Below are 22,492 nucleotides of genomic sequence, written 5' to 3' on the forward strand. Positions count from 1 at the left end.
GTCGCCCCCACGTGAGTGGCGAAGCGTGCCCCGGCACGCTTCGCCACTCACGTATCAGGTGAGGTTCACCGTCGCGAAGATGTCGCCGGTCGGCTGGGTGGAACCGCCGGGCGGCTCCACACTGAATCCGAGCGCCGTCGACTGGTCGATGTCGTTCACGACCGCGGTGGTCGACGGTGACACGTCATCGGCTTCCATGATTCCGGCAGACACCGGCTCGTGGGATGGTCCGAGCAGCCACATCTGATAGACGGAACCGGACTCGGGCGGTGGGACGTCGTTCATCACCAGCACTCCGGCGTCGACGTCCTTGGAGTACACGACGGTGGCCGAACCGCCACCGGCGATCGGTGCCACCGCAGTGCGGACGTCGTCGGCCGCGAGGATCTGCGCGGGCACGGGTTGGCCGTCCTCGCTCTGCAACTGCTGAGCGACGGTGATGCCACCCACGGCGAGGACGACGACCGCGGCCGCCGCACTCAACGCCGCCACGAGACGCCTGCGCTTGCGCGCACGAACCTCGTCCAGCGCTATCGGTGCGGGCGCAGCGGCAGTGCCGGGCAACGCATCGAGGATTCGCCCGAGCAGGTGAACGGGCGGCTCGACCGCGGTGGACGCCGACTGGGCGGCCATCGTCTCGTGCACACCGCGGACGGCGGTGTCGAATTCGAGACGAACGTGGGGCGGTGCGTTCTGGACGGCGGTGTCGATCTCGAGGCGCTGCTGATCGTCGACGGCGTCGAGGGCGTACACCTGAGCGAGGTCGAGGATTTCGTGCTGGGACTCATCCATCGAACTGCACCCCCAGACATTGCTTGAGCCTGATCAATCCGTCTCGAATTCGTGATTTCACCGTGGGAAGCGCGACGGACAGCCGTTCCGACACCTCTCGGTACGTCAGTCCCCCGTAATAGGCGAGGACCACCGTTCTCTGCTGGACTTCGGTGAGCGTGCCGAGGCAGTCGACGACGTCGCTGGTGTCGCCGCGTCGGGTGACTTCCTCCGACACCGCGTCGAACGGTCCGTACCAACTCGAGGCGCCGTAGGCGGCTTCCCGTTCGGTGCCGGACTGCTCCGACCGCACCCGGTCGACGGCACGGCGATGTGCGAGGGTGATCAGCCACGACAGCGGCGACCCCTGCTTCGGATCGAATTTGTCCGCGTTGTTCCAGACCTGCAGGTACACCTCTTGGGTGGTTTCCTCGCTGTATCCGGGATCGCGCAGGACCCGCAGCACCATGCCGTACACCCGCGCGCTGGTGCGTTCGTAGAAATCGCTGAAGGCATCCCGCTCGCCCTGCGCGATACGCGCCAGCAACGCCGTCAGCGTCACGTTCTCCGTGTCCCTGTCGACACCGGTCATCGGCCCATTCCGTTCATCGATCCACAGCCTAATAGCAGGTTGCGGCCGGTGTGACCACGATGGGATCCGAGGGGATGCGAGCGATGCCGGCATGGCACTCACCGCTTCGGCGGCAAGGGGAGGAAATAGCTGGTGCGCTGCTGGTATTCGGGGTAGCCGGGACGCTGCGACATCGACTTCTCGAGCAGCCTCGCCCCGGTTGCGAACACCAGGAAATACGTCATGACCACGGGAGACAGCACGGTGACGGGGCCGGGCCACACGCTCGCCGCGATGAGCCACAGCCCCCACCACACGCAGGAATCGCCGAAGTAGTTCGGGTGCCGCGTCCACGCCCACAGGCCGACGTCCATGATCGCGCCCTTGTGGGACGGGTCCGCCTTGAACGCCTTCAACTGGTGGTCTCCGACCGCTTCGAACACGACACCGACCACCCACAGGAGGGCGCCGAGCACCCCGACGACCGCGCCGAGCCCGGATGCGGGACCGAGCACGGCCGACACCTGCAGCGGCAGCGACACGAACCACTGCGCGAGGCCCTGGGTGAGAAAGATCTTCCTGACGACGACACCGGGCGAGTCGCCGCCCGCCCGGTCGAGCATCTCCACGTAGCGCGGGTCCTCGCCCTTGCCCGCGGACTTGGCGTACATGTGCCAGGTCAGCCGCAGACCCCACACCGCGACGAGCACCACCACCAGCCAGCGGCGCAGTGTGTCGCCGTCGCCGATGACGGCGGCCACGAGCGCCACCAGGACGAAACCGAGGCCCCAGGACACGTCGACGACGTTGTAGCGTCCGATCCGCCGGCCGACGAGGAACGTCGCGGCCTGGAGGACGGCGAGCACGAGAACGCTCGCCGCGGTGACGGCGCCGAAGTTCGACCAGTCGAATCCGTTCATCGGAGCACGCCGGATCCCGCGGAGTCGACCCGCACGGCGGGCATCAGAGACCGACCCGCCACGGTCGGCTTCACGGCCAGAATCTGATCGACACCCATGCGGCCCTGCTCGAAGCTCATCCCGCCGCCGACGAGGTACAGCCGCCACACCCGGGCCATCTCGAGCCCGACCATCTCGACGACGTCGTCCCAGCGGGACTCGAACTTCTCCAGCCACGCGTCGACCGTCCAGACGTAATGCTCACGGAGACCATGCACGTCGCGCACCTCGAGCCCGGCTCGTTCGAGGTACGCGACGCTCTCACCGACGGGACGCATGGTCATGTCGGGAGCTATGAACGACTCGATGAACGGGCCGCCTCCGGGATGGCGTCCGGTGCGCGACATCTGCTGGATCAGCACCCGGGCACCGGGCTTCGCGTTGTCGTGGAGGGCCTGCGCGTACCGGGTGTAGTTCTTCTCGCCCACGTGCTCACCCATCTCGAGGGAGGCGACGGCGTCGAACGGGCCGTCGGGGACCTCGCGGTAATCCTGCAGACGGATCTCGACGCGGTCCTGCAACCCGCGCTCGGCGATCCGCTTGTCGATGAATGATTTCTGCTCACGGGAGATGGTGACACCGACGACGTGTGCGCCGTATTCGGCTGCGGCGTGGAGGCTCAGCGATCCCCAGCCGCATCCGACGTCGAGTAGTCGCATGCCGGTTTCGAGTCCGATCTTGCGGCACACCAGGTCGAGCTTGTCCCGCTGGGCGTCCCCGAGTCCGTAGTCCGCATCCTGCGGCGTTCCCGGCGCATTCCGGGTGAAATAGGCGCACGAGTAGGCCATCTGCGGGTCCAGGATCAGGGCGTAGAAATCGTTGGAGAGATCGTAGTGGTGACTGATCGCGGCGCGGTCGCGCAGCAGACTGTGCAGCCGCCCGCGGATGTTCGCCTGTGTGGCGGGTGCGGGGAGCGGCCCGCCCACGACGCCCAGCTTCGCGGCGACGCGCAGCACCTTCGCGACCGTCGTCGGGCTCGGCCGGACTCCGCTGAGCCCCCGCTCGCGGGCCACCGCCCACACGTGTGCCAGGGCCTCGCCCAGGTCGCCCTCGACGTCGATCTCACCCGTCACGTAGGCCTGCGCGGCCCCGAGTTCGCCGGGGTTCCAGAGCAATCGGCGCAGCGCATCGGGACTGCGCAGCACCACCTTCGGCGCCGTGACCGGGCCTGCGGTGCTGCCGTCCCACGCGGTCAGATGCACGGGCAGTTCGCCGCGGACGAGCGGACGCAACGCCTTGTCGAGTTCGGCGGCAACGGTCACGGTCATGCTCCCGTCTTGTCGAGGACGAGCTGCTGGACGTCGATGTAGCCGGAGCGGAACCCGGCCTCCGAGTAGCAGAGGTAGAAATGCCACATGCGGCGGAACGTCTCGTCGAATCCGAGTTCCTCCGCCTGCGCGCTGTGCGCGGCGAACCGCTCCTTCCACAGCCGGAGCGTCTCCGCGTAGTGCTGTCCCATGCTCAGACGTTCCCGCACCCGTAGTGCGGTGTGTTCGGCGGTGACGGATTCGATCGCCTCGGTCGACGGGAGGAATCCGCCCGGGAAGATGTACTTGTGCACCCAGGTGTAGGTGTTGCGGGTCTGCAGCATCCGATCGTGCGGCATGGTGATCGCCTGCAGCGCAACCTTTCCGCCCGGAGCGAGAAGTTTGTCGAGCACCCGGAAGTAGGTGGCCCAATACTGATGTCCGACGGCCTCGATCATCTCGACCGACACGATGGCGTCGTACTCGCCGTCGACGTTGCGGTAGTCGAGCAGGTCGATCTGCACGGTGTCCGAGTGGCCGGCCTCGGCGACGCGCAGACGGGCCAGGCTCTGCTGTTCGCTGGACAGCGTCACCGAACGGACGACGGCGCCGCGTTCCGCCGCCCGGATGCACAGTTCTCCCCAGCCCGTCCCTACCTCGAGCAGCCTGGTGCCCGCACCGACGCCGGCCTCGTCGAGCAGCCGATCGATCTTGCGGCGCTGCGCGTCCGCGAAGTCCTCCCACTTCGGGGTGATCTGTGGGACGGGTGCCCGCAGGACCGTCACGTCCCGGACCTGCCCCACGCGGGTCGGGGTCGACGAGAACAGCGCGCTCGAGTACGTCAGCGTCTCGTCGAGGAATGTCTCGAACATCTCGTTGGACAGGTCGTAGTGGCGGGAGATGTTGGAGCGGGTGTTCTGCTCGGTGTTGCGTTCCTGGGCGGGGTGTTTGGCGACATACAGTGCGCGCAACCGTTGCAGCGGGCGGGGAATGAGGGTCGCCATCCGTGAGGCGAACACGCTCAGCACCGCGGCGAGATCCGGCGACGTCCAGTCGCCGGCCATGTACGACTCGCCGAAGCCGATGAGGCCGCTCGTCCCGACCCGCCGGGCGAATGCGTCCGGGTTGCGGATGATCATGCGAGGCAGTATTTCCTGCTCCCGGCGTGCCCCCACCAGGGTGCCGTCGGGGTACTCGATGCGGACGTCGAGGTCGGCGGCCGCGCGGCGGAACAGGCGGTCGGCAACCTTCGCCGACACCGAGGCACGCGGACCTGTTGGCACGTCGGCCAGGCCAGGCCAGATCCGGTTGTCGATCCGCGGATCCTCCCCGGTGAACGCGAGGTCGGCGGTACTCACGGCAGGCGATGCGTCCATGTCGGTGTCCTTGTTCCTTCTCACTGAACTGTCTCCTTCTGCCGGCCGTCGGGCCGAGCCGTGACGGGGAGTCCACGGGCCCACAAAGTGATTCCCTGGATACGAATGCGAGCCGACACCACGAGAGGTGCCAGGGGAGTGCGTAGTTGAGTCCTCAGGACCGTCCGGCGGGTGGCGGGCTGCCGCGTTCCCCGCACCGTCGCGGTGAACGGGGCGTGCCCGTCCCGGTGGAGCACCACGTTCAGCGAGAGCGTGTCGCCGGGCTCGGGGAACCGCATCTCGTAACGGCCGCTCACGTCGTTGAACGGGGAGACGTAGAACTGCTTGTCCACCTCGGCGCGGTCGCTGCCGTCGGGCCGGATCAGGTAGCTGTGCCGCTGACCGTAGGTGTTGTGCACCTCGGCGATCACGCAGCGGAGGGTGCCGTCGACGTCGTGGCACCAGTACACGCTGAGCGGGTTGAACACGTAGCCGAGCACCCGCGCGTTGAGGAGCGCCGTCACCGTCCCGCCGCGGAGGTCGACTCCGTGGGTGGCGAGGAACGCATCCACCCTCGCGCGCAGCGTGTCCGCGCCGGCACCGGAACCGGGTTCGAAGTGGTCCTCGGCACGGAAGCGGGCGAACGGACCGAGCCACCCGGGTAGGTGCGGAAGGTCGTCGACGTCGACGTACCAGCTGTAGCTCGAATACTCGAAACTGTTGCGGACAGGTTCGGTGCGTGCGTGCCGGATCGTCGTCGAGTAGATCGCCGGCGCGGTCACGACACCGTCTCCCGTTCGCGGTGTCGTCCGGCGTGCGTATCCCACGATCCGCCGATCCGTTCGGCGGCGCGCAGGCCCGAGAGCGCTCCGTCCTCGTGGAACCCCCAGCCGTGGTAGGCGCCCGCGAAAGCAAAGGTGCTGGAACCGAGTTCGCGTAACCGCGACTGCGCGGCCACGGAGTCGGGGGTGTAGACGGGGTGCTCGTACGTCATCTCGGCGACGACCTTCGACGGGTCGACGAGGTGCTTGCCACCGAGTGTGACGAGGAACCGCCGGTCGTGCACCGTGTCCAGGCGCATGAGCCGGGTCATGTCGTAGGTGACGATGACGCCCGTCGCGTCCGTGCTGTCGGCGGGAGTCAGGTAGTTCCAGGACGCCCGGGCGTTCTCCGCGCGGGGGAGCAGCGACTCGTCCGTGTGCAGCTGGGCGTGATTCACCGAGTACGGCATGTCGCCGAGGATCTCGGTCTCGCGGTCCGAGGCGTCGCCAAGCAGGGCGAGCGCCTGACGGGGGTGGACGGCCACCACCACGGCGTCGAAGTACCGGACGTCGCCGCTGCCGTCGACGACGCACGCGCCGCCGTCCAGGGTGCGTTCCACCTGCTGCACGGGGGTGTCGAGAAGTATCTCGTCGAGGTGTGCCGCCACCTTCTCGACGTAGCGGGCGGAGCCACCTGTCACGGTGCGCCACGTGGGTGACCCGAAGACGGTGAGCATTCCGTGGTGCTCGAGGAACGTGAACAGGTAGCGGGCCGGATAGCGCGCGGCTGTCGTGGGATCGCACGACCACACCGCCGCGACGAGCGGAGTCATGAAATTTTCGACGAAGTACAGACTGAAACCGTTGCGGCGCAGAAACTCGCCCAGCGGTTCCTGCGCGCCCGCCTCGTCGGCCGGGGTGTCGAGCACGGCGCGGGCGCAGCGGTGGAACCGGAGAACCTCGCCGAGCATCCGCCAGTAGCGCGGCCGGGCCAGGGTGCGCGCGGTGGGGAACAGTCCGCGGATCCCCTTCGCGCCAGCGTATTCGAGCCCGCTCGCATCGGATCGGATGGACATCGACATGTCCGAATCCTGGGTTGCCACGTCGAGTTCGGCGAACAGGCGCAGCAGGGTGGGGTACGTGCGGTCGTTGTGCACGATGAAGCCCGTGTCGACGTCCACTTCTGCGCCCGAGTCGAGTGTCAGGTGGTGCGTGTGGGCGTGACCGCCGAGACGGGCGTCGGCCTCGTAGAGGGTGACGCGGTCGCGGCGGGACAGAACGTAGGCGGCGGTCAGCCCTGCGACGCCGCTACCGATCACTGCGACGTTCCTGCGTTCGAGCTTCTCCGAATCATGCATGGCGACCTGCTTTCCGGTCAGTCGGTGCGGCGACGACACCTTCCGCAGCGAAGGCGTCGAGAACGAAATCGGCGGTCATGCGATGCCACCAGCGAGGCCGGGTGAGCATGAAGTGTCCGGCTCCCGTCAGGGGAGTCCACGAGGCGTTCACCCCACGAGCCAGCGCCTGCTCGGTCTGGACTCGGGAAGAGGTGGGATCCGTCCAGCGGTCGGCGGTTCCGTGCGCGACCATCAGGCTGCGGTCGGCGGGCACCAGTTCGCCGTCGGACTCGGGCCACCAGGGTGCGAGCGCGGCGATCGCCCGGATGGTGTCGAGCGCAGCGAGGTGAGCGGCGACGCGGCCGCCCATCGAATGTCCGACGACGGCGACGGGGACGTCCCCGAACCGCAGCCGGGCCCGCTCGACGGCCACCCGGGCGTCCTGCACCGGGCTGGCCTCGGGGGCGTTCCATCCGCGGACCCGGTACTGCAGCCGCTCCACGACGATTCCGTGCCGCCCGAGCGTGGACCTCAGAGACCAGGTCATCCAGGTCATGCGCAGATTCGACAAGTGCCAGAACCGCGAGTGTGCCTGACTGCGTGGTTTGCCGCCGGGCAGCACGAGTACGTACGCCGGGGCGGTGGGTGAGCCTTTCTCCATATCAATTATTCGGAGCTGACTTTGCGTCGGATGGGCGGACCCGCACCCGCTCACGTGAGTGGCGAAGCGTGCTCGAGCACACCGTGGCACTCACGTGGGAGCACGCAAGAACCCGGCGGCATCGGTGTGGGACCGATGCCGCCGGGTGCGGAGAACTGTGAGACGAGCGTGCTTACTGGGGCATCAGGACGGTGTCGACCAGGTACACCGTGGCGTTGGCGGTCTGGACGCCACCGCAGATGACGCCGGCGTCGTTGACCTTCAGATCGTCGCCCGAACCGGTGACGGTGACGGTGCCACCCTCGACGGTCGTGTGCTGGCCGTCGATGTCACTCGGCGCGATCTGGCCGGGCACGACGTGGTAGGTCAGGACCTTGGTCAGCAGCGCCGGGTCGGTCTTCAGGGTCTCGATCGTGGCCGGGTCGACCTTCGCGAACGCGGCGTCCACCGGCGCGAACACCGTGAACTGTCCGCTGTTCAGCGTGTCCACCAGGTTGACCTGCGGGTTGAGCTGACCGGATATGGCGGCGGTGAGTGTGGTGAGCAGCGGGTTGTTGGACGCGGCCGTCGCGACGGGATCCTGCGCCATGCCGCTGACCGAACCGGCACCGTCCGGCACCGTCTTCGCGTACTCGGCGCAGCCCGGACCGACCAGGTTGGCGGCGGGATCGGCCATCGCGGACGAGGTCATCGAACCGGACGACATCGACTCGGACGTCACCGCCTCAGGGGCCGAGCCGCTGCTCGACGAGTCGCTGTCGTCCGACGAACACGCTGCGCCCAGCAGGACGAGGGACGTGCTCGCTGCGACTGCCAGAACTCGTGTGCTGATGTTCATGGGTTATTGCCTCTCTCCGGTGTGGGTGCGGATGAGCACCATCGACAGGCATTCGGAGCGGTCTCCGGAACGGATGGGTCGAAGGTTTTCGAGGATCGACCCATCCGATCCGGAAGAGGCGTCGAATGCCCCGAGAGAGGGTGCTGCGCAGGCCCTCTGCTCCGGCTGCCCGTTTATCGTGAAAGGATCCGAGATGACGCTCTCGAAGGCACGTGGATTCGCCGCAGGACTGCTGACCGCCGCTGCGGCCGTGGTGCTGGCGGCGAGCCCGGCACAGGCTCAGCCCGGTGCGCTCGCACCCGTCCCGTCCCTCGACGTCCAGAGGTACCTCGGTACGTGGTATCAGTTGGCCGCTGTGCCACAGCCGTTCAACCTGGACTGTGCGCGGGACACGAGGGCGACGTACGGGCTCGTCGACCCGTCGAACGTCAGCGTCGCCAACACGTGCACCACCTGGGCGGGAGGGACGAACGGAATCAACGGCAATGCGCGCGTCACCGACCCGGTCACCAATGCACAACTCCACGTGAGCTTCCCGGACGTGCCATTCCAGAGTTCGCCGGACGGTCCCACCAACTATGTGGTCACCTACATCGCCGACGACTACTCGTGGGCGCTCGTCGGTGACCCGGCACGGGCTTCGGGTTTCGTCCTCTCCCGCAACCCCGCGGTCGACGACGCGGGATGGAAGCAGATCCGGCAGGTGGTGGAATCGCGCGGCTACAACTCGTGCCTGTTGCTGACGTCCCCGACCACCGGTGGCCGAGAAGGAATTCAGCCGCTCTGCACGGTGTGACGGGCAGCGGAGCCCGTGATGTTCTCCATCATGCCTTTGAAGATGATTCCGTGGAACGGCATGATCGAGTACCAGTACAGCCGTCCGGCGAGGCCTTTCGGGAAGAAGATGGCTCGTTGATCGAGTCGGGACCGGTCGGAATCGACACTGTGGACTCGCCATTCGAGCCACGCCCCGCCCGGTGCCCGCATCTCGGCGCGCAGCCGTAGCAGGGACCCCCGGTCGATGCGTTCGACCCGCCAGAAATCCAAGGGGTCACCGGTGTTGAGCTGCTTCGGGTTCCGGCGTCCGCGGGTGAGTCCGACACCGCCGACCACGCGGTCGAGCCAGCCGCGCACCGACCACGCGAGTGGGAACGAGTACCAGCCGTTCTCGCCGCCGATGCTCTCGACGACGCTCCACAGCGTTCCGGCGTCCGCGTCGCAGTCCCTGGTGCGTTCGTCGGTGTAGACGACCTCGCCGGCCCAATCGGGATCGGACGGCAACGGATCGGACGGGGCGCCGACCGGCGACGCACTGGCCCATGTCGTCTCCACCTCGCCGTTGTCGATGCGCCGCAACGCCAATCGCACGGCGTCCCGGTACGTGGTCAGGCCGGCCTTCGGCGGTGGGATGACGTCGTCGATGTCGTGTTCGGAGGCGACGGCGTCGTTCTGCAGCGATTCGATCAGGGCCCGCCCGAGCGAGCGGGGGATCGGGGTGACCAGACCGATCCACAGACCGGCGAGCTTCGGGGTCAGTACCGGAAGGACGAGGATGCGACGCTGACGCAGGCCCGCGACCTCGGCGTACGTCTGCATCATCTCGCCGTAGCGGATGACGTCGGGGCCACCGATATCGAAGGTGCGGCTGCGCGGCAACGGCGCCTCGGCCGCGGCGACGAGGTAGTGCAGTACGTCGCGGACCGCGATCGGCTGGATCCGGTTGTTCACCCACCGCGGGGTGGTCATCACGGGGAGCCGGTTGGTGAGGTGGCGGATCATCTCGAACGACGCCGAACCTGAGCCGATGACCACCCCTGCCTGCAGAACCATTGTGGGAACACCGGAGTCGACGAGGATCTGCCCCACCTGTGTGCGGGAGCGCAGGTGCGGAGAGAGGTCCACCGAGTCGGGATGCAGCCCGCCGAGATAGACGATCCGGCCGACACCGGACGTGCTGGCCGCCTCGGCCACGTTCTCCGCGCTGACGCGTTCGGCCTCCTCGAACTCCTCCGAACCACCCATCGAATGCACGAGGTAGTAGACGACATCCACGTCCGTGAAAGCGGCAGAAAGGGATTCGGGATCGCTCAGGTCGCCGCGGGCGATCTCGACGTCGGACGCCCACGGAACGTCGGTCAGTTTCTCGGGTGAACGCACCAGAACCCGCACCCGGTAGCCGGCTTGCGAAAGCCGGGGAGCGAGGCGTCCGCCGATGTATCCGGTGGCACCGGTGACCAGTACACGTAACTGCGTCATTCCCACACGCTACCCGTCGTTGTCACCGCCTCGCCCGCCATCGCGGCTAAGGTCGGGTCATGGGCATCGTGCATTCGAGTGTGGTCGAGGCCTCGCGGGACGAGTTGTTCGCCTGGCACACGAGGGCCGGGGCGTTCACCCGGCTCTCACCGCCCTGGCAGCCACTGAGCCTCACGAAGGAGTCCGAGTCTCTGGAATCGGGTCGTGCCGAACTGCGCATGCCCGGCGGCCTGACGTGGATCGCGCAGCACGACGCGAAGGCGTACGACCCTCCGCACCGGTTCGTCGACTATTCGGCCGCGCTGCCGCTGCGACTGCTGGTGCCGTGGCGGCACACGCACACGTTCGACGTCGTGTCCGAGGGCCGGACCCGGGTCACCGACCAGGTCGCCACCATCGTGCCCGGCCACTTCCTCCGATCGACGTTCGTCTACCGCCATCGCCAGCTCGCCGACGACATGGACCGGCACCACTGGGCGTCCACCCTCCTGCCCGGTCCCCTCACCGTCGCCGTGACGGGAAGCTCCGGTCTCGTCGGCTCCGCCCTCACCGCGTTCCTGAGCACCGGCGGGCACCGGGTAATCCGTCTCGTGCGCCGCGCTCCCAGCACACCCGACGAGCGGCGCTGGAACCCGGACGCCCCTGCCGCGGACCTGCTCGACGGAGTCGACGCGGTGATCCACCTCGCCGGCGCGTCCATCGCGGGACGGTTCACCGACGGTCATCGCCGGGCGATCAGGGACAGTCGTATCGAGCCCACCCGTCGGCTGGCGGAAGTGGCGGCCGCGTCCGGGCAGGGACCGAAGATCTTCGTGAGTGCGTCGGCGATCGGGTATTACGGCCCCGACCGGGGCGACGAGGTGCTGCACGAGCAGGACCCGCGGGGTCACGGCTTCCTCGCCGACGTCGTGGCGGACTGGGAGGACGCGGCGAAGCCGGCCGCCGACGCCGGATTGCGGGTGGTCCACGTCCGCACCGGGATCGTGCAGTCGCCGAGCGGCGGCGTGCTGCGCCTGCAACGGCCGCTGTTCGAGGTCGGACTCGGAGGTCGTCTCGGTGCCGGAACGCAGTGGCTGTCGTGGATCGACATCGACGATCTGATCGACGTCTATCACCGCGCCGTCGTCGACTCGGGGTTGAGCGGTCCGGTCAACGCGGTGGCGCCGAATCCGGTTCGCAACGAGGAGTACACCGCGGTCCTGGCGTCGGTGCTGCACCGCCCGGCCTTCCTCCCGGTCCCCGATTTCGGGCCGAAGCTCCTGCTCGGCGAGCAGGGCGCACGCGAGCTCGCCCTGGCCGATCAGCGCGTCACTCCGGGCAAGCTGCTCGACCGCGGCCACCGGTTCCGGCGCCCCGACCTCGACACGGCGCTGCGCCACCAGCTCGGTCGGTTCAAGACCGACGAGGGGTAGCGTGCCCCGCGTCGTACGCCGCCACGACCCGCTTCGGGGCGGTGAGACGCCACGCCTCCTCGACGAGTTCGGCCAGTTCTTCGGCGTCGACTCGGTCGAGGACGACGTCGATCCAGCCCCACCGCCCGAAGAACGGTGCGACCAGGAAGACGTCGGGATCCTCCTGCAGCAGGGCCGCCTGCGTTTCCTTCGTCGCTTTGAGGCAGACGGTGGGGGCGCCGTAACCGACCAGACCGAACAACTTCTTGCGCACGCGGAACGTCGGCTGGTCGCCCCAGTTGGCGATCACCACCTCGTGCGCCTCCGGCAACGCCAGCATCATCGCGCGCACGTCGTGTTCGGTGGGCATCACAGCTCCTGGGCAGCCGGTCGGTGGTCCAGGACCTTTATATCCCGGATCACCGACAGCCCGGATCGCGGCGGGTCAGACGAAGGCGAATTCGTCTCCGGCGTGGAACTTGGCGAGCGATTCGGAGACCGATCGCCGTGACGGCGGGTGGAAGGCAAATGCGTGGACGGCGGCGGTGAGGTAGCCGATGTCGGAGGATGTGATGAACGCGATCCCGCCGAGTGACTCGACGGCCGCCGCGGACGCGCGGACGAGCGCGTCGCGAATCGCTATGCGCGAGAACAGTAGTCGCACCGAAATATCCTGTCCGCGTTCACCTTCGTCGACGGCGCGGGCGATGTTCTCGATCGCGGCCATCGCGTTCTCCACGTCGGCGGCGGCGCGCACGTAACCCTCGTAGTCGTCCTTGCCTGCTGCCAGTAGCCGCTCGAGCAGTGCGCTCGCCGCACCCAGGTAGTTCGCGGTGACGAGCATGCCGAACCACAGGTACCCGGTCATCTCGTGTCGGCCGTCGGGGTCGTCGGCGCCGTTGAGGAGGACGAGGTCGGCGGGCACCTCGACGTCCTCGAGGTGCACCTCGTCGCTCTCGGCTCCCGCGAGGACCCAGCTCTCCCAGAACGGTCGCACCGAAATGCCGGGGGTGCCGGCGGGGATCAGCGCGATCGCCCGCTCACCGGTGTCGACCTCCACACTGGCGGTGAGCAGGTCCATCGAACTCGACAGGCTGCACGGCTTCTTGCTGCCGTTGACGATGTAGCTCGACCCGTTCCTGGTGGCGGTCATCGTGGGGACGAAGACGTTGCCGCCGGTGACTCCCTCGGAGAAGCCGGAGGCGACGACGGCGCGTTGTTCCACCAGGCTCGTGATCAGCGCGCGGTCCTCGTCCGTCGCCTCCTGCGCGAACTCGTTGAGGGTGGCGAGCGACAGATGGTGCATGGTGGTGGCGGCGCCGAGAGAGGGCGACCTGCTCCCGATCGCCCGCTGGACCCGCACGGAGTCCAGCGCGGAGGCGCCCAGCCCGCCGGACTCCTTCGGGATGGTCAGTGCGGTACCGCCTGCGTCCCGGAAGCGGCCGATCGCCCCGCTGTCTCTGCCCTCCAGGGTGAGCAGTGGTGTCTCGTCCAGGTAGGTGGCGAGGTCGGGCAGATACGACTTCAGTGCTGCGTGTTCACGGGCCATCAATGCGGTCATGACACTCCTCGAATGTGTTCGCGGAAATTCCGGATCTCCAGGGAAATCCATAGGGACATTCGGAGTGGGGAGTAATCCGGTTTGGTCGGTGCCACCAAACCGCATCGGCGGCCGCTCCGAATCAACGGAGAAATTCCGATCATGCACACCGCGAGGAGATTGGTATCGATGGCTGTGAACAGATTGATCCAGAGGCTGGGTGGCGACGACCGGGTAGATCTACTCCGGGCAGTTCGTGAGTCCGACGTGAGTCCGTACTTCCGGGTGATGGAGTCCGCCACCGCACCCGTCGTCCAGGTGGAGGGCGCCGACCGGATCATGCTCGGTTCCAACAACTATCTCGGACTGGCCGATCACCCCGCCATCCGTCGGGGAGCGCAGGACGCCCTCGACACGTTCGGTGGCGCGATCACCGGAAGCCGGCTCCTGAACGGCACCATGGACCTGCACCTCGACCTCGAATCGGAAATCGCCGAATGGCACGGCACCGAGGACGCGATGGTCTTCACCACCGGCTATCAAACGAATCTCGGCACCATCAGTGCCGTCGTGGGCGCGGGCGACGTCGTCGTCGTCGACTCCGCCGCCCACGCGTCGATTCGAGACGGATGTGCTCTGTCCGGTGCCACGGTCCGCAAATTCCGTCACAACGATGTCGCCGACCTGGAGAGCATTCTCGGGGACACGGCAGACGGGGACGGCGCGGTGCTGGTGATCGTGGACGGGTTGTATTCGATGGAGGGCGATCTCGCCCCACTCGGCGCGGTCTCCGAACTCTGTGGCCGCTACGATGCGGCCCTGATGGTGGACGAGGCGCACAGTCTCGGCATCTTCGGCGAGGAGAGGACCGGCGCCGCCGAACTGCTCGGCATCGACGGCGACACCGACATCCGGATGGCGTCGCTGTCCAAGAGTCCCAGTTCCACGGGCGGATTCATCGCGGGGTCGCGTGACCTCCTGGACTCGCTGCGAGTGAATGCCCGTGCCTTCCTGTTCACGACGTCCGGTGTTCCCGCCGCGGTGGGGGCGTCCCTCGCCGCGGTGCGGCTGATCCGCAGCGAGGAGGGGGAACAGCGCGCACGACGCGCGCTGGACAACGCCGCGGTCCTGCGGTCCGGACTGGCGGACAACGGACTCGACGTGGGTGCGCTGTCGCCGCTGCCCGGTGGTGGTGAGACGGTGACGCCCATCGTGTCCGTCCACGTCGGCGACGACCTCGAGGCGATGAACCTCTGGCGCACCCTGTTCGACAAGGGCGTGTTCACCAGCGCGGCACTCTATCCCGCCGTTCCCCGCTCGGGCGCGATGCTCCGGTTGTGCGTCATGGCCACCCACACGGACGCACAGTTGCGGCGGGCGGTGGAAGTGATCTCCGAGACCGTCACGGAGGCCGCCGCGTGATGAAGGTGGCCGTCACCGGGGCGACGAGCGACTTCGGCGCCGCGATCCTCCCTGTGCTGCTGGCGGATCCTGACATCGGCGCGGTGGTCGGGCTCGGCAGGCGGGAACTGCCGATCGAACATCCGAAACTCGAGTCCGTCCGGATGGACATTCGTGACCCGGGCATCGAGGAGGTGTTCCGTGGCTGCGAGGCCGTGGTCCACCTGGCGTTCGTGGTGGAGGAGATCCGGGACAAGACGGCGACCCACGACATCAACCTGAGGGGTTCCCGCAACGTCATCGACTCCGCGTACCGGGCAGGCGTGCTGCGCGTCGTGATCGCGTCGAGCATCAACGCGTACGGACCGGAGTTACGGCCGAAGCCGGTGAACGAAGACGTCTATCCCGCAGGTGATCCCGACCGATACTATTTCCACGACAAGGCCGAGGTCGAGCATTACGCGGAGTGGTGGCTGCGCCGCCACCCGGGGGAGATGGCGATCTCGATGCTGCGTCCCACCTACATCATCGGACCGGACTTCTCCAACGACGGCATCGACCAGCTCACCGGCCCGGTCGGGGCGTTTCCGCGGGCCGACGACGCCGCGTATCAATTCCTGCACCAGCGGGACATGGCGGACGCGTTCCATCGCGCCGTGAAGCAGGATCTGGTGGGCCCGTTCAACCTCGGACCGCGGGACTGGGTGGGTGTCCGCGAGCTCGCGGCAATGCAGGGGCAGCGGATGTTCGACGTGCCCGAACGACCGGCGGTCGTGGCGGCGAACGTCGCGTTCCGGCTCGGACTCACCGCGTTCTCCGGCCAGTGGGTGACCGCGGGCGAGACCGTCGTCGATTCGACGCGCCTGACCGAGGCGACCGGCTGGGCACCGACGCTGACGGCCCGGGAGTCGGCGGCCGTCATGATCCTGCTGCAGGGGAAACCCGTCTTGCGCAGGGAAGATGCCCTGGAACGCCGCATCGCCTGCGAGGCGGCGCTGGAGCCGGCGTCCGAATTCGTCGGCGTCGACGGCCGCGGACTCGAACACGTCCAGATTCCCGCGGCGACCGGGGCCGTGCACGCCGAGATTCACGCGGCGCGGTCGGGCAGCGCAGCCACCGTGAAGTCGGGCGGCGCAGCCACCGTGAAGTCGGGCGGCGCAGCCACCGTGGTCCTGCCCGCGCCACCCGGACTCCACGCACGGTATCTCACCCCGTTCGCCGCCGAGTTGGCGGAGAACGGGGTCGACGTCGTCGTCGTGGACCTCCCCGGGCACGGGTTGAGCACGGGGAAGCGTGGTCGCGCGACGGTGGCCGGGGTGAACGACGCCCTGGCGGTTGCTCTCGGCTACGCCCGCATCCGGTTCGGTGCCACTCCGCTCGTGGTGAGGGTCGGCGACGCGACCGAGCGCGCGTCGCGGCCGGGAAGATGGCGATCGAGAGTGGCCCGCTCGCGGACCCATGCGTCGGTCAACCCGGCCGACGGGTTGCTCCCGCGGAGGCTGCGGTACGAGGGTGGGCTCGGGCACATCCCGCACGCCCACTCCGTCCGCGACGTCGTCGCACTCACCCGCGCCGATCGCGTCGACTCGTAGAGTGACTCCCGAACACGTAGACGCTGTGAACAGGAGTGAACCCATGACCAGTGCAGAACCCGGGAAGCGGAGTCCGGCCGTCGAGGCGGGTCTGACGGTGCGGCGTGAGGTGATGGGCCCCGACTTCGTCGAGCGGGCACTCACCCGAACCGCCGGGACCGACAGCGAGCAGCTGCAGGAGTTCGTCACCGAGCACGTCTGGGACGCCGTGTGGAACCGGCCGGGGCTGGACCGGCGCAGCCGCAGCCTCCTCAACCTCGGCATGCTCATCGCGCTCCGTGCGCACGGTGAGCTGAAGGGTCACGTGCGGGGTGCACTGCGCAACGGTCTGACCCGCACCGAGATCGTCGAAGCGGTGATCCACGCGAGCGCCTACTGCGGCGCCCCCGCCGGGTTGTCGGCGATGACCGTGGTGCAGGAGGCGCTCGACGCGGAACTGGGACCGCTGGAAACCGACGGCTGACGCTGCGGTCAACGAATCAGCCCGTGACGCCGGTGATCTCGTTCGGGGTCTCCGGCAGTTCCGCCTGCCCGGATACGGTCCAGGTGTCGAGGTCTATCGTGTGGATCTTCTTGTTCGCGGGGTCGGTCACGTAGGCGGTGTGGTCCTGCACGTACAGCGCGGGCCGCGGCGACTGCCACTTGTCCGGCTCCGTCCACGGATCGAGGACGTCGACGGTGCGGCTGACCGCCTTGCTGTCCGGGTCGATCACGTGCACGGTGCCGTCGGTGCCGAGGACGAGGGCCTCACCGTGCGGGGCCCGCCCGAGCGAGCGGAACGTGTAGCTGGTACCCAGGTCGACGAGGGTGAGTTGTCCGGTGGCGGTGTCGGTGAGCGAGACCCGTTCGGGGCGCTCGAGTTCGGCGTCGGGGTCGGTCTTGTAGTCGCCCAGCAGTATCGGTGAATCCTCGTCGCCGGCCTGGTTGCCGATGCGCCCGTAGGGATCGGGGCTGGTGACCTTGGTGATGACGCCGTCCCGGTAGATCAGCAGGCCGTTCTGGCATCCCACGACCACCGTCTCGTCGGCGGCGACGGCCTCGCCGTGCACACCGGGGCAGTCCTCGTTGCGTGCGATCTCCTTGCGGTCGCGGTCGAGTACGACGATGCCGGTGCGCTCGTCCTCGTTGCCGACGGTGGTGAGCAGGCTGCCGTCCGAGAGTTCCACGGCCACTCCGTGATGCGCCTCGGGCGTCGTGAACTCGGTGGTGTCGGGTGTGCCTTCGGAGAGTCCGGCCGGATCGAACACGCGCACCAGTCCGGTGCCGTCGTCGAACAGCACCGTCTTGCCGTCGTGCCGGACCACGTGTCCGGGCGTCTTCGCCTCGAACGCGACGTCGGTGAGGGCGGGTTCGGTGGTGTCGAGGGCGGTGAAACTGTTTCCGGTGCTGACCAGCACATGCCGGCCGTCGCCTGCGGGGTTGAGCCGGGTGAAGCCGTCCACCTCGGCCGAACCGACCACGTCGAGGCTCTGCGCGTCCAGAATCAGCACACCGCCGTCGTAGCTCAGTGCCAGCCGCGGTGTGGCCGAGTCTGTGGTGGTCGCTTCGGCCGCGCCGGAGTCGGTGGAGCAGGACGTGAGAAGTGTCGCCGAGAGTGCCACGGCGGCAACGGCGGTGGGGAGAGGTCTACGGGTAAGGGTCACCCAGGAGAATTAACTCTTATTGCAAACGGTTGTCAAAGTCGGAAGTGTGCATGTGTGAATGCATCGCTACGTCAACCCCTCCGCAATCGCCAGGGAATTCGAATCCATCATCTCGATGTACGTGCCCGCGCCCGAGCCGTTCTCGCCCAGTGATTCCGTGAAAAGCGAGACGACGTCGACGGGAACACCGGCCTCCGAGGCCAATACCTGCGCGAGCCGATCGGGCTGGGAGGAGTCGACGAAGATCGCGGGAACCCGCGCCGCGGTGATCGTTGCGGCGAGGTCCGAGAGGTCGGACGCGCTGGGCGACGCCAGGGTGGTCCCGCTGGGAATCACCGCCCCCACGGTGTCGAAGCCGAAACGTTCGGCCAGATAACCGAAGACGTGATGATTGGTCACCAGCTTTCGCCGACCTGCGGGGACGGTCGCGAATCTGTCCGTCATCCGAGTGGTGAGTTCCTCGAGTTGCCGGGCGTAGCTGTCCGAGTTCGTGCGGACACCTCCCGCGTCGATCTCCGGCACGTGCTCGATCACCGCGTCGCGGATCAGTGCAACAGCCTCGCGTACCCGGTCCGGATCGGTCCAGATGTGCGGATCCAGGGTGCCCGTCGACTTTCCGGAACGGTACTCGATCGGCCGCACGGCCTCACCGACCTGCAGGATCGGGACACCCTCGGAGCGTGCGGTGTCGACGGTCTTGCCGATTCCCTCCTCGAGTCCGAGACCGTTCGACACGAGAAGGTCGGCGCGCTCCACCCGCGCGGCGTCCGATGCGGAGATCTCGAACGAATGGGGATCGGCGCCTCTCGGCATCAGCACCGTCACGTCGGCCTGGTCGCCGACCACGTTCTGCACCACGTCGCCCAGAATGTTCGTCGTCACGACCACCACCGGCCCGTCGGATGCGCCCGGCGAACATGCCGTCACGGACAGCGCCGCGAGTGCGGTCAGCAGGGTCAGCGGCAGCAGGCGGCGCATCCCGCTCACAGCCCGACCACGCCGAGGGTGGACGCGGCGACTCCGACGTCGAGAGTCCGCGCCACCCGCGCGTCGTCCCGGAAGTCGATCTCGGTCACCGTCTTCGACGCGGGATCCGAGACGTACGCGCGAGTGCCGCCGACGACGACGGCAGGCGGGGTCGCGAACTCGGTGCTCCAGTCGTAGGGGGCGGCCAGTACGCGCGAGGAGGCGGTCTCCGCGCCGGTCGTGGTGTCGTACACGCGGAAGGTGCCGTCCGCGAGGACCGCGAACACGGAGCGACCGTCGCCCGCCGGTGCGACGCTCAGCGCGCGATCCGGGGTCCGGACGTGCGTCCACCCGCGGGTGCGCGCATCGAAGACCAGCACCCCGTCGTTGGTGGCGGCGGGTCCCGCGGCGGCGACGTGGATCGGCAGGCCGTCGTGTCCGCGGAACGACGTGGGTCGGGTGGCGGCGCCGATGCCTGCCGGGTACGGAACCTTCTCCGACGTCCACGCCCGGGCCGCAGTGGTCGCGAGGAACAGTCCGTCGTCGCACGCGGCCAGCACGTCCGTGTCGGACACCGCCGTGCCGTGCATGTTCGGGCAGGCGGTGTCGAAGCCCTGCTCGACCTGCCCGTCCGCCGTGTGGACCTCGAACGTGCCGGGGCGGGAACCGGTTCCGTCCGCGGCCGAGCGCGACACCACGAAACCGTCGGCGATCGGCAGCGCGACGCCGCGGTGCGGTGCGTCGGCCTCCACGACGGCCCCGACGTCGATGCTGTCCTTGCGGAGCGCGGCGAAGTCGATCACGCGGGCGAGTCCGTCCCCGTCGAAGAACGTCGCCACCTTGTCGTCGCCTTCGATCACGTGCACCGGCTTGCCGCCCTCGAGCACGCCGAGTTCGACCGGTGGCGTGGTGTACGAGTGGCTGTGGTCCCCGTGATCGATGGTCCAGGAACCGGCGTCCACGACATGCACGGCGCCGCCGGCACCGTCCACGGCGAACGCGTAGCGGTCCTTCACCGTCGTCACCCGCGTCGGGTTGTCGAACTCGAACGAATGGAGAGTCTCTGCCGTCGCGAGGTCGAGCACGTCCACGCGGCCGGAGTCGGCGTCCGACACGACGAGCCGGGGTTCGGGCCCCTCGACCTCGGTGGATCCCGCCTCGGCGGCAAGGTCGCTACCCGGTTGGCTCCGGCCGTCGGGGGAGGCGGCCTCCTCCGGTGGGGATGCGCAGGCGCCGAGGGTCAGCGCGGCGACCGCGGCAATTGCTGCGCGGGCGAGGGTCGTGTTCGGCATTCATGGTCTCCATCTATCGAACGGGAATCGGAGTGGGCAAGAGGGCAGGCCGAAGTCGTCGCACCGCCGACCGGGCCAGGGCCGCGACGAAGAACTGGAGCACGGCGATTCCGGCGATCGTCGCGCCCGCGGCGGTGTCGGCATTCCACGACACGATCAGCCCGGCGAACGTGGCGGACCAGCCGAGGAGCACGGCAATCGCCATCGTCGCGCCGATCGACCTGCCGAACAGTGCTGCGATGGCGGACGGGGCGACGAGGAGACCGAACACGAGGAGGGTGCCGACGATGCGGAACGACGCGACCACCGCGAGGACCACCAGAGCGAGCAGTGCGAGGTGCGCCCACCGTGGTTGCAGGCCCAGGGTGTGGGCCTTGCGTTCGTCGAAGACGAGGGTGACGAAGGGGCGGTACGCGATCACCGAGACGATCCCGGCGACCGCGGCCGCCGCCGCGAGCCAGATCAGATCTCCCCGCGTCGCCGACAGGACGTCACCGAACAGGAAGGCTGTGAGATCGACCGCGAACGACCGTGCGCGCGAGACGATCACGACACCCAGCGCGAGCATGCCGACGAACAGCAGGCTGATCCCGGTGTCCTCGGACAGTCGCGAGTTCTTCGAGACCCAGGCGACTCCGAGGATCATGACGACCGCACTCGCGGCCGCGCCGACGAGGAGATTCGCGCCGGCGAGATAGGCGACGGCCACCCCGGGCAGCATGCCGTGTGAGATGGCCTCGCTCATGAAGGCCATGCCGCGCAACACGACCCACGTGCCCACCAGGCCGCAGAGGACGGACACCAGCATTCCCGCGAAGAGCGCGCGCCGGACGAAGGACACCATCAGGGGGTCGAGTAGCCACTGCACTCTGCTAATCTAACGATAATGATTGTCGTAAGCGAAATCGCGGTCCGGTATGGCCCGACCCCGGCCTTGAACGGTGTGAGCGTGCGGCTCGCACCGGGTACCGTCACCGCCGTCGTGGGGCACAACGGTTCAGGGAAGTCGACGCTCCTGCAGTGCCTCGCGGGCATCGCGCGACCGACGACGGGACGGATCGACGGCATGAAGGGGTTGGGAACGGCATATGTGCCGCAACGCAATGCGGTGAGCGATCAGCTACCGCTGACCGTGCGCGAGGTGGCGGCCATGGGGGCCTGGCACCGACGTGGATTGTGGCGGCGGCTCACTCCCGGCGACCGAGACGCCGTCGACAATGCGCTGAACAGGCTCGGTCTCGCGGATCTCGGCCGGCGGCGGATCGGCGCACTGTCGGGCGGCCAGCGTCAACGCGCCCTGCTTGCCCAGGCGCTCGTGCAACGCGGCGACCTGCTGCTCCTCGACGAGCCCACCACCGGTCTCGACGCGGAGGCCCGCGCGGTGATCGGCGACGTCGTCGGCGAAGAGGCGGCGCGGGGTGCGATCGTCGTCGTGGCCACGCACGAACCCCGCGACGCGGAACGCGCCGACCAGGTGCTGACCCTGTCGTCGGGAGTGCAGCTCACCCCACTTCGACGATGACGAGCTTGTTGCCGTCCGGATCTCGGAAGTAGAACATGGGCGGCACGTAGTCGCCCATCCGCATGACCTCCGCGTCCACGTCGACGCCGTTCGCCGACAGCGTCGCATGGTCGGCGTCGGCGTCCGAGGTGGTGAGGCGGATACCGGTCTCGACGCCCGCGGGGACGCCGTCGCGTGCAGGTACGAGCGCGATCGACGTCGCCGATCCCGGTGGCGCCACCTCCACCCACCGCTGTCCGGGGCTGAACTCCGCATCCATGCGACGTTCGAAACCAAGTGTGCCCACATAGAATTCGAGCGCCCGATCCTGATCGGTGACGGGGACCGCCACCGTGTGCACTCCGTTGATGTGCGTCTTGCCGTCCTCGGTCATGCCGTCCACCTCCTCG

General features: G+C 68.2%; 23 protein-coding genes. 6 read left to right on the plus strand and 17 right to left on the minus strand.

Features of this window, described 5'->3' with window-relative positions; translation table 11 throughout:
- Positions 1 to 54: 54 nt before the first annotated feature.
- The 9 genes from AZG88_RS07915 to AZG88_RS07955 all read right to left on the minus strand — a co-directional run bounded on the left by AZG88_RS07915 (position 55) and on the right by AZG88_RS07955 (position 8,500).
- The gene (locus AZG88_RS07915) at positions 55 to 792 is read right to left on the minus strand and encodes an anti-sigma factor (RefSeq protein ID WP_005251028.1); all 738 of its coding nucleotides are present in this window, start codon (positions 790 to 792) and stop codon (positions 55 to 57) included.
- Positions 785 to 1,363, minus strand: coding sequence for a sigma-70 family RNA polymerase sigma factor (locus AZG88_RS07920; protein ID WP_011595276.1), 579 nt, complete (start codon positions 1,361 to 1,363; stop codon positions 785 to 787). The genes AZG88_RS07915 and AZG88_RS07920 overlap by 8 nt, the downstream gene beginning before the upstream one ends.
- Before the next feature lie 98 nt (positions 1,364 to 1,461).
- Positions 1,462 to 2,262 (minus strand): DUF1295 domain-containing protein, encoded by an 801-nt coding sequence (locus tag AZG88_RS07925; protein ID WP_061697390.1) that lies wholly within the window; start codon positions 2,260 to 2,262, stop codon positions 1,462 to 1,464.
- The gene (locus AZG88_RS07930; RefSeq protein WP_061697391.1) at positions 2,259 to 3,569 is read right to left on the minus strand and encodes a class I SAM-dependent methyltransferase; all 1,311 of its coding nucleotides are present in this window, start codon (positions 3,567 to 3,569) and stop codon (positions 2,259 to 2,261) included. The genes AZG88_RS07925 and AZG88_RS07930 overlap by 4 nt, the downstream gene beginning before the upstream one ends.
- Entirely contained in the window at positions 3,566 to 4,948 is a 1,383-nt protein-coding gene (locus AZG88_RS07935; RefSeq protein ID WP_005251046.1) for a class I SAM-dependent methyltransferase, read from the minus strand. The genes AZG88_RS07930 and AZG88_RS07935 overlap by 4 nt, the downstream gene beginning before the upstream one ends.
- Positions 4,945 to 5,685 carry a DUF1365 domain-containing protein gene (locus AZG88_RS07940; protein WP_061697421.1) on the minus strand — a complete coding sequence of 247 codons (741 nt, stop codon included), beginning with the start codon at positions 5,683 to 5,685 and terminating at the stop codon, positions 4,945 to 4,947. Before AZG88_RS07940 ends, AZG88_RS07935 begins: the two co-directional genes overlap by 4 nt.
- Positions 5,682 to 7,022: an NAD(P)/FAD-dependent oxidoreductase gene (locus tag AZG88_RS07945; RefSeq protein ID WP_061697420.1), complete on the minus strand. Its 1,341-nt coding sequence runs from the start codon at positions 7,020 to 7,022 to the stop codon at positions 5,682 to 5,684. Before AZG88_RS07945 ends, AZG88_RS07940 begins: the two co-directional genes overlap by 4 nt.
- Entirely contained in the window at positions 7,015 to 7,662 is a 648-nt protein-coding gene (locus tag AZG88_RS07950) for an alpha/beta fold hydrolase (RefSeq protein WP_061697392.1), read from the minus strand. Before AZG88_RS07950 ends, AZG88_RS07945 begins: the two co-directional genes overlap by 8 nt.
- A 172-nt stretch (positions 7,663 to 7,834) precedes the next feature.
- Complete coding sequence (locus AZG88_RS07955; RefSeq protein ID WP_061697393.1) at positions 7,835 to 8,500, minus strand: fasciclin domain-containing protein; 666 nt, start codon at positions 8,498 to 8,500, stop codon at positions 7,835 to 7,837.
- A gap of 193 nt (positions 8,501 to 8,693) precedes the next feature.
- Between AZG88_RS07955 and AZG88_RS07960 the strand changes: the two genes are divergently transcribed.
- Complete coding sequence (locus AZG88_RS07960; RefSeq protein WP_061697394.1) at positions 8,694 to 9,296, plus strand: lipocalin family protein; 603 nt, start codon at positions 8,694 to 8,696, stop codon at positions 9,294 to 9,296.
- Here AZG88_RS07960 and AZG88_RS07965 read toward each other — a convergent pair.
- Positions 9,275 to 10,756, minus strand: a complete 1,482-nt coding sequence (locus tag AZG88_RS07965) for an SDR family oxidoreductase (protein WP_061697395.1) — start codon at positions 10,754 to 10,756, stop codon at positions 9,275 to 9,277. The two genes, AZG88_RS07960 and AZG88_RS07965, sit on opposite strands and share 22 nt — an antisense overlap.
- Positions 10,757 to 10,815: 59 nt before the next feature.
- Between AZG88_RS07965 and AZG88_RS07970 the strand changes: the two genes are divergently transcribed.
- Complete coding sequence (locus tag AZG88_RS07970) at positions 10,816 to 12,168, plus strand: TIGR01777 family oxidoreductase (RefSeq protein WP_061041266.1); 1,353 nt, start codon at positions 10,816 to 10,818, stop codon at positions 12,166 to 12,168.
- Here the strand turns inward: AZG88_RS07970 and AZG88_RS07975 are convergent.
- Both AZG88_RS07975 and AZG88_RS07980 read right to left on the minus strand, forming a co-directional pair.
- Positions 12,149 to 12,517: an MmcQ/YjbR family DNA-binding protein gene (locus AZG88_RS07975; RefSeq protein ID WP_061697396.1), complete on the minus strand. Its 369-nt coding sequence runs from the start codon at positions 12,515 to 12,517 to the stop codon at positions 12,149 to 12,151. The two genes, AZG88_RS07970 and AZG88_RS07975, sit on opposite strands and share 20 nt — an antisense overlap.
- Before the next feature lie 75 nt (positions 12,518 to 12,592).
- Positions 12,593 to 13,708, minus strand: coding sequence for an acyl-CoA dehydrogenase family protein (locus tag AZG88_RS07980; RefSeq protein WP_061697397.1), 1,116 nt, complete (start codon positions 13,706 to 13,708; stop codon positions 12,593 to 12,595).
- 168 nt (positions 13,709 to 13,876) lie between these two features.
- Between AZG88_RS07980 and AZG88_RS07985 the strand changes: the two genes are divergently transcribed.
- Genes AZG88_RS07985 through AZG88_RS07995 form a run of 3 tightly spaced genes read left to right on the plus strand, consistent with a single transcriptional unit; the run spans position 13,877 to position 17,143 of the window.
- Positions 13,877 to 15,109 (plus strand): aminotransferase class I/II-fold pyridoxal phosphate-dependent enzyme, encoded by a 1,233-nt coding sequence (locus AZG88_RS07985; protein WP_156517446.1) that lies wholly within the window; start codon positions 13,877 to 13,879, stop codon positions 15,107 to 15,109.
- On the plus strand, positions 15,109 to 16,680 hold the full coding sequence (locus AZG88_RS07990) for an NAD-dependent epimerase/dehydratase family protein (protein ID WP_061697398.1): 1,572 nt from the start codon (positions 15,109 to 15,111) through the stop codon (positions 16,678 to 16,680). Before AZG88_RS07985 ends, AZG88_RS07990 begins: the two co-directional genes overlap by 1 nt.
- Positions 16,681 to 16,723: 43 nt before the next feature.
- Positions 16,724 to 17,143, plus strand: a complete 420-nt coding sequence (locus tag AZG88_RS07995) for a carboxymuconolactone decarboxylase family protein (RefSeq protein WP_025433264.1) — start codon at positions 16,724 to 16,726, stop codon at positions 17,141 to 17,143.
- A gap of 16 nt (positions 17,144 to 17,159) precedes the next feature.
- Here the strand turns inward: AZG88_RS07995 and aztD are convergent, their stop codons facing one another.
- From aztD to aztB, 4 genes are all read right to left on the minus strand, one after another.
- On the minus strand, positions 17,160 to 18,323 hold the full coding sequence (aztD, locus tag AZG88_RS08000; RefSeq protein WP_269455033.1) for a zinc metallochaperone AztD: 1,164 nt from the start codon (positions 18,321 to 18,323) through the stop codon (positions 17,160 to 17,162).
- A gap of 66 nt (positions 18,324 to 18,389) precedes the next feature.
- Positions 18,390 to 19,301 (minus strand): zinc ABC transporter substrate-binding protein AztC, encoded by a 912-nt coding sequence (gene aztC, locus AZG88_RS08005; protein WP_061697423.1) that lies wholly within the window; start codon positions 19,299 to 19,301, stop codon positions 18,390 to 18,392.
- Positions 19,302 to 19,306: 5 nt separating this feature from the next.
- A complete protein-coding gene (locus AZG88_RS08010) occupies positions 19,307 to 20,581 on the minus strand; it encodes a hypothetical protein (protein WP_061697400.1) in 1,275 nt (424 codons plus the stop codon).
- 13 nt (positions 20,582 to 20,594) lie between these two features.
- Positions 20,595 to 21,449 (minus strand): zinc ABC transporter permease AztB, encoded by an 855-nt coding sequence (gene aztB / locus AZG88_RS08015; RefSeq protein ID WP_061697401.1) that lies wholly within the window; start codon positions 21,447 to 21,449, stop codon positions 20,595 to 20,597.
- A gap of 18 nt (positions 21,450 to 21,467) precedes the next feature.
- On the opposite strand from aztB, the gene aztA reads away from it, so the two are divergent.
- Positions 21,468 to 22,103: a zinc ABC transporter ATP-binding protein AztA gene (aztA, locus tag AZG88_RS08020; RefSeq protein WP_061697402.1), complete on the plus strand. Its 636-nt coding sequence runs from the start codon at positions 21,468 to 21,470 to the stop codon at positions 22,101 to 22,103.
- On the opposite strand, the gene AZG88_RS08025 is transcribed toward aztA, so the two are convergent.
- Positions 22,084 to 22,476, minus strand: a complete 393-nt coding sequence (locus AZG88_RS08025) for a VOC family protein (protein ID WP_061041277.1) — start codon at positions 22,474 to 22,476, stop codon at positions 22,084 to 22,086. The genes aztA and AZG88_RS08025 overlap by 20 nt on opposite strands.
- Positions 22,477 to 22,492 lie beyond the last annotated feature (16 nt).

It is taken from the genome of Rhodococcus sp. LB1, from assembly GCF_001583455.1.
GTDB classification, from domain to species: domain Bacteria; phylum Actinomycetota; class Actinomycetes; order Mycobacteriales; family Mycobacteriaceae; genus Rhodococcus_F; species Rhodococcus_F opacus.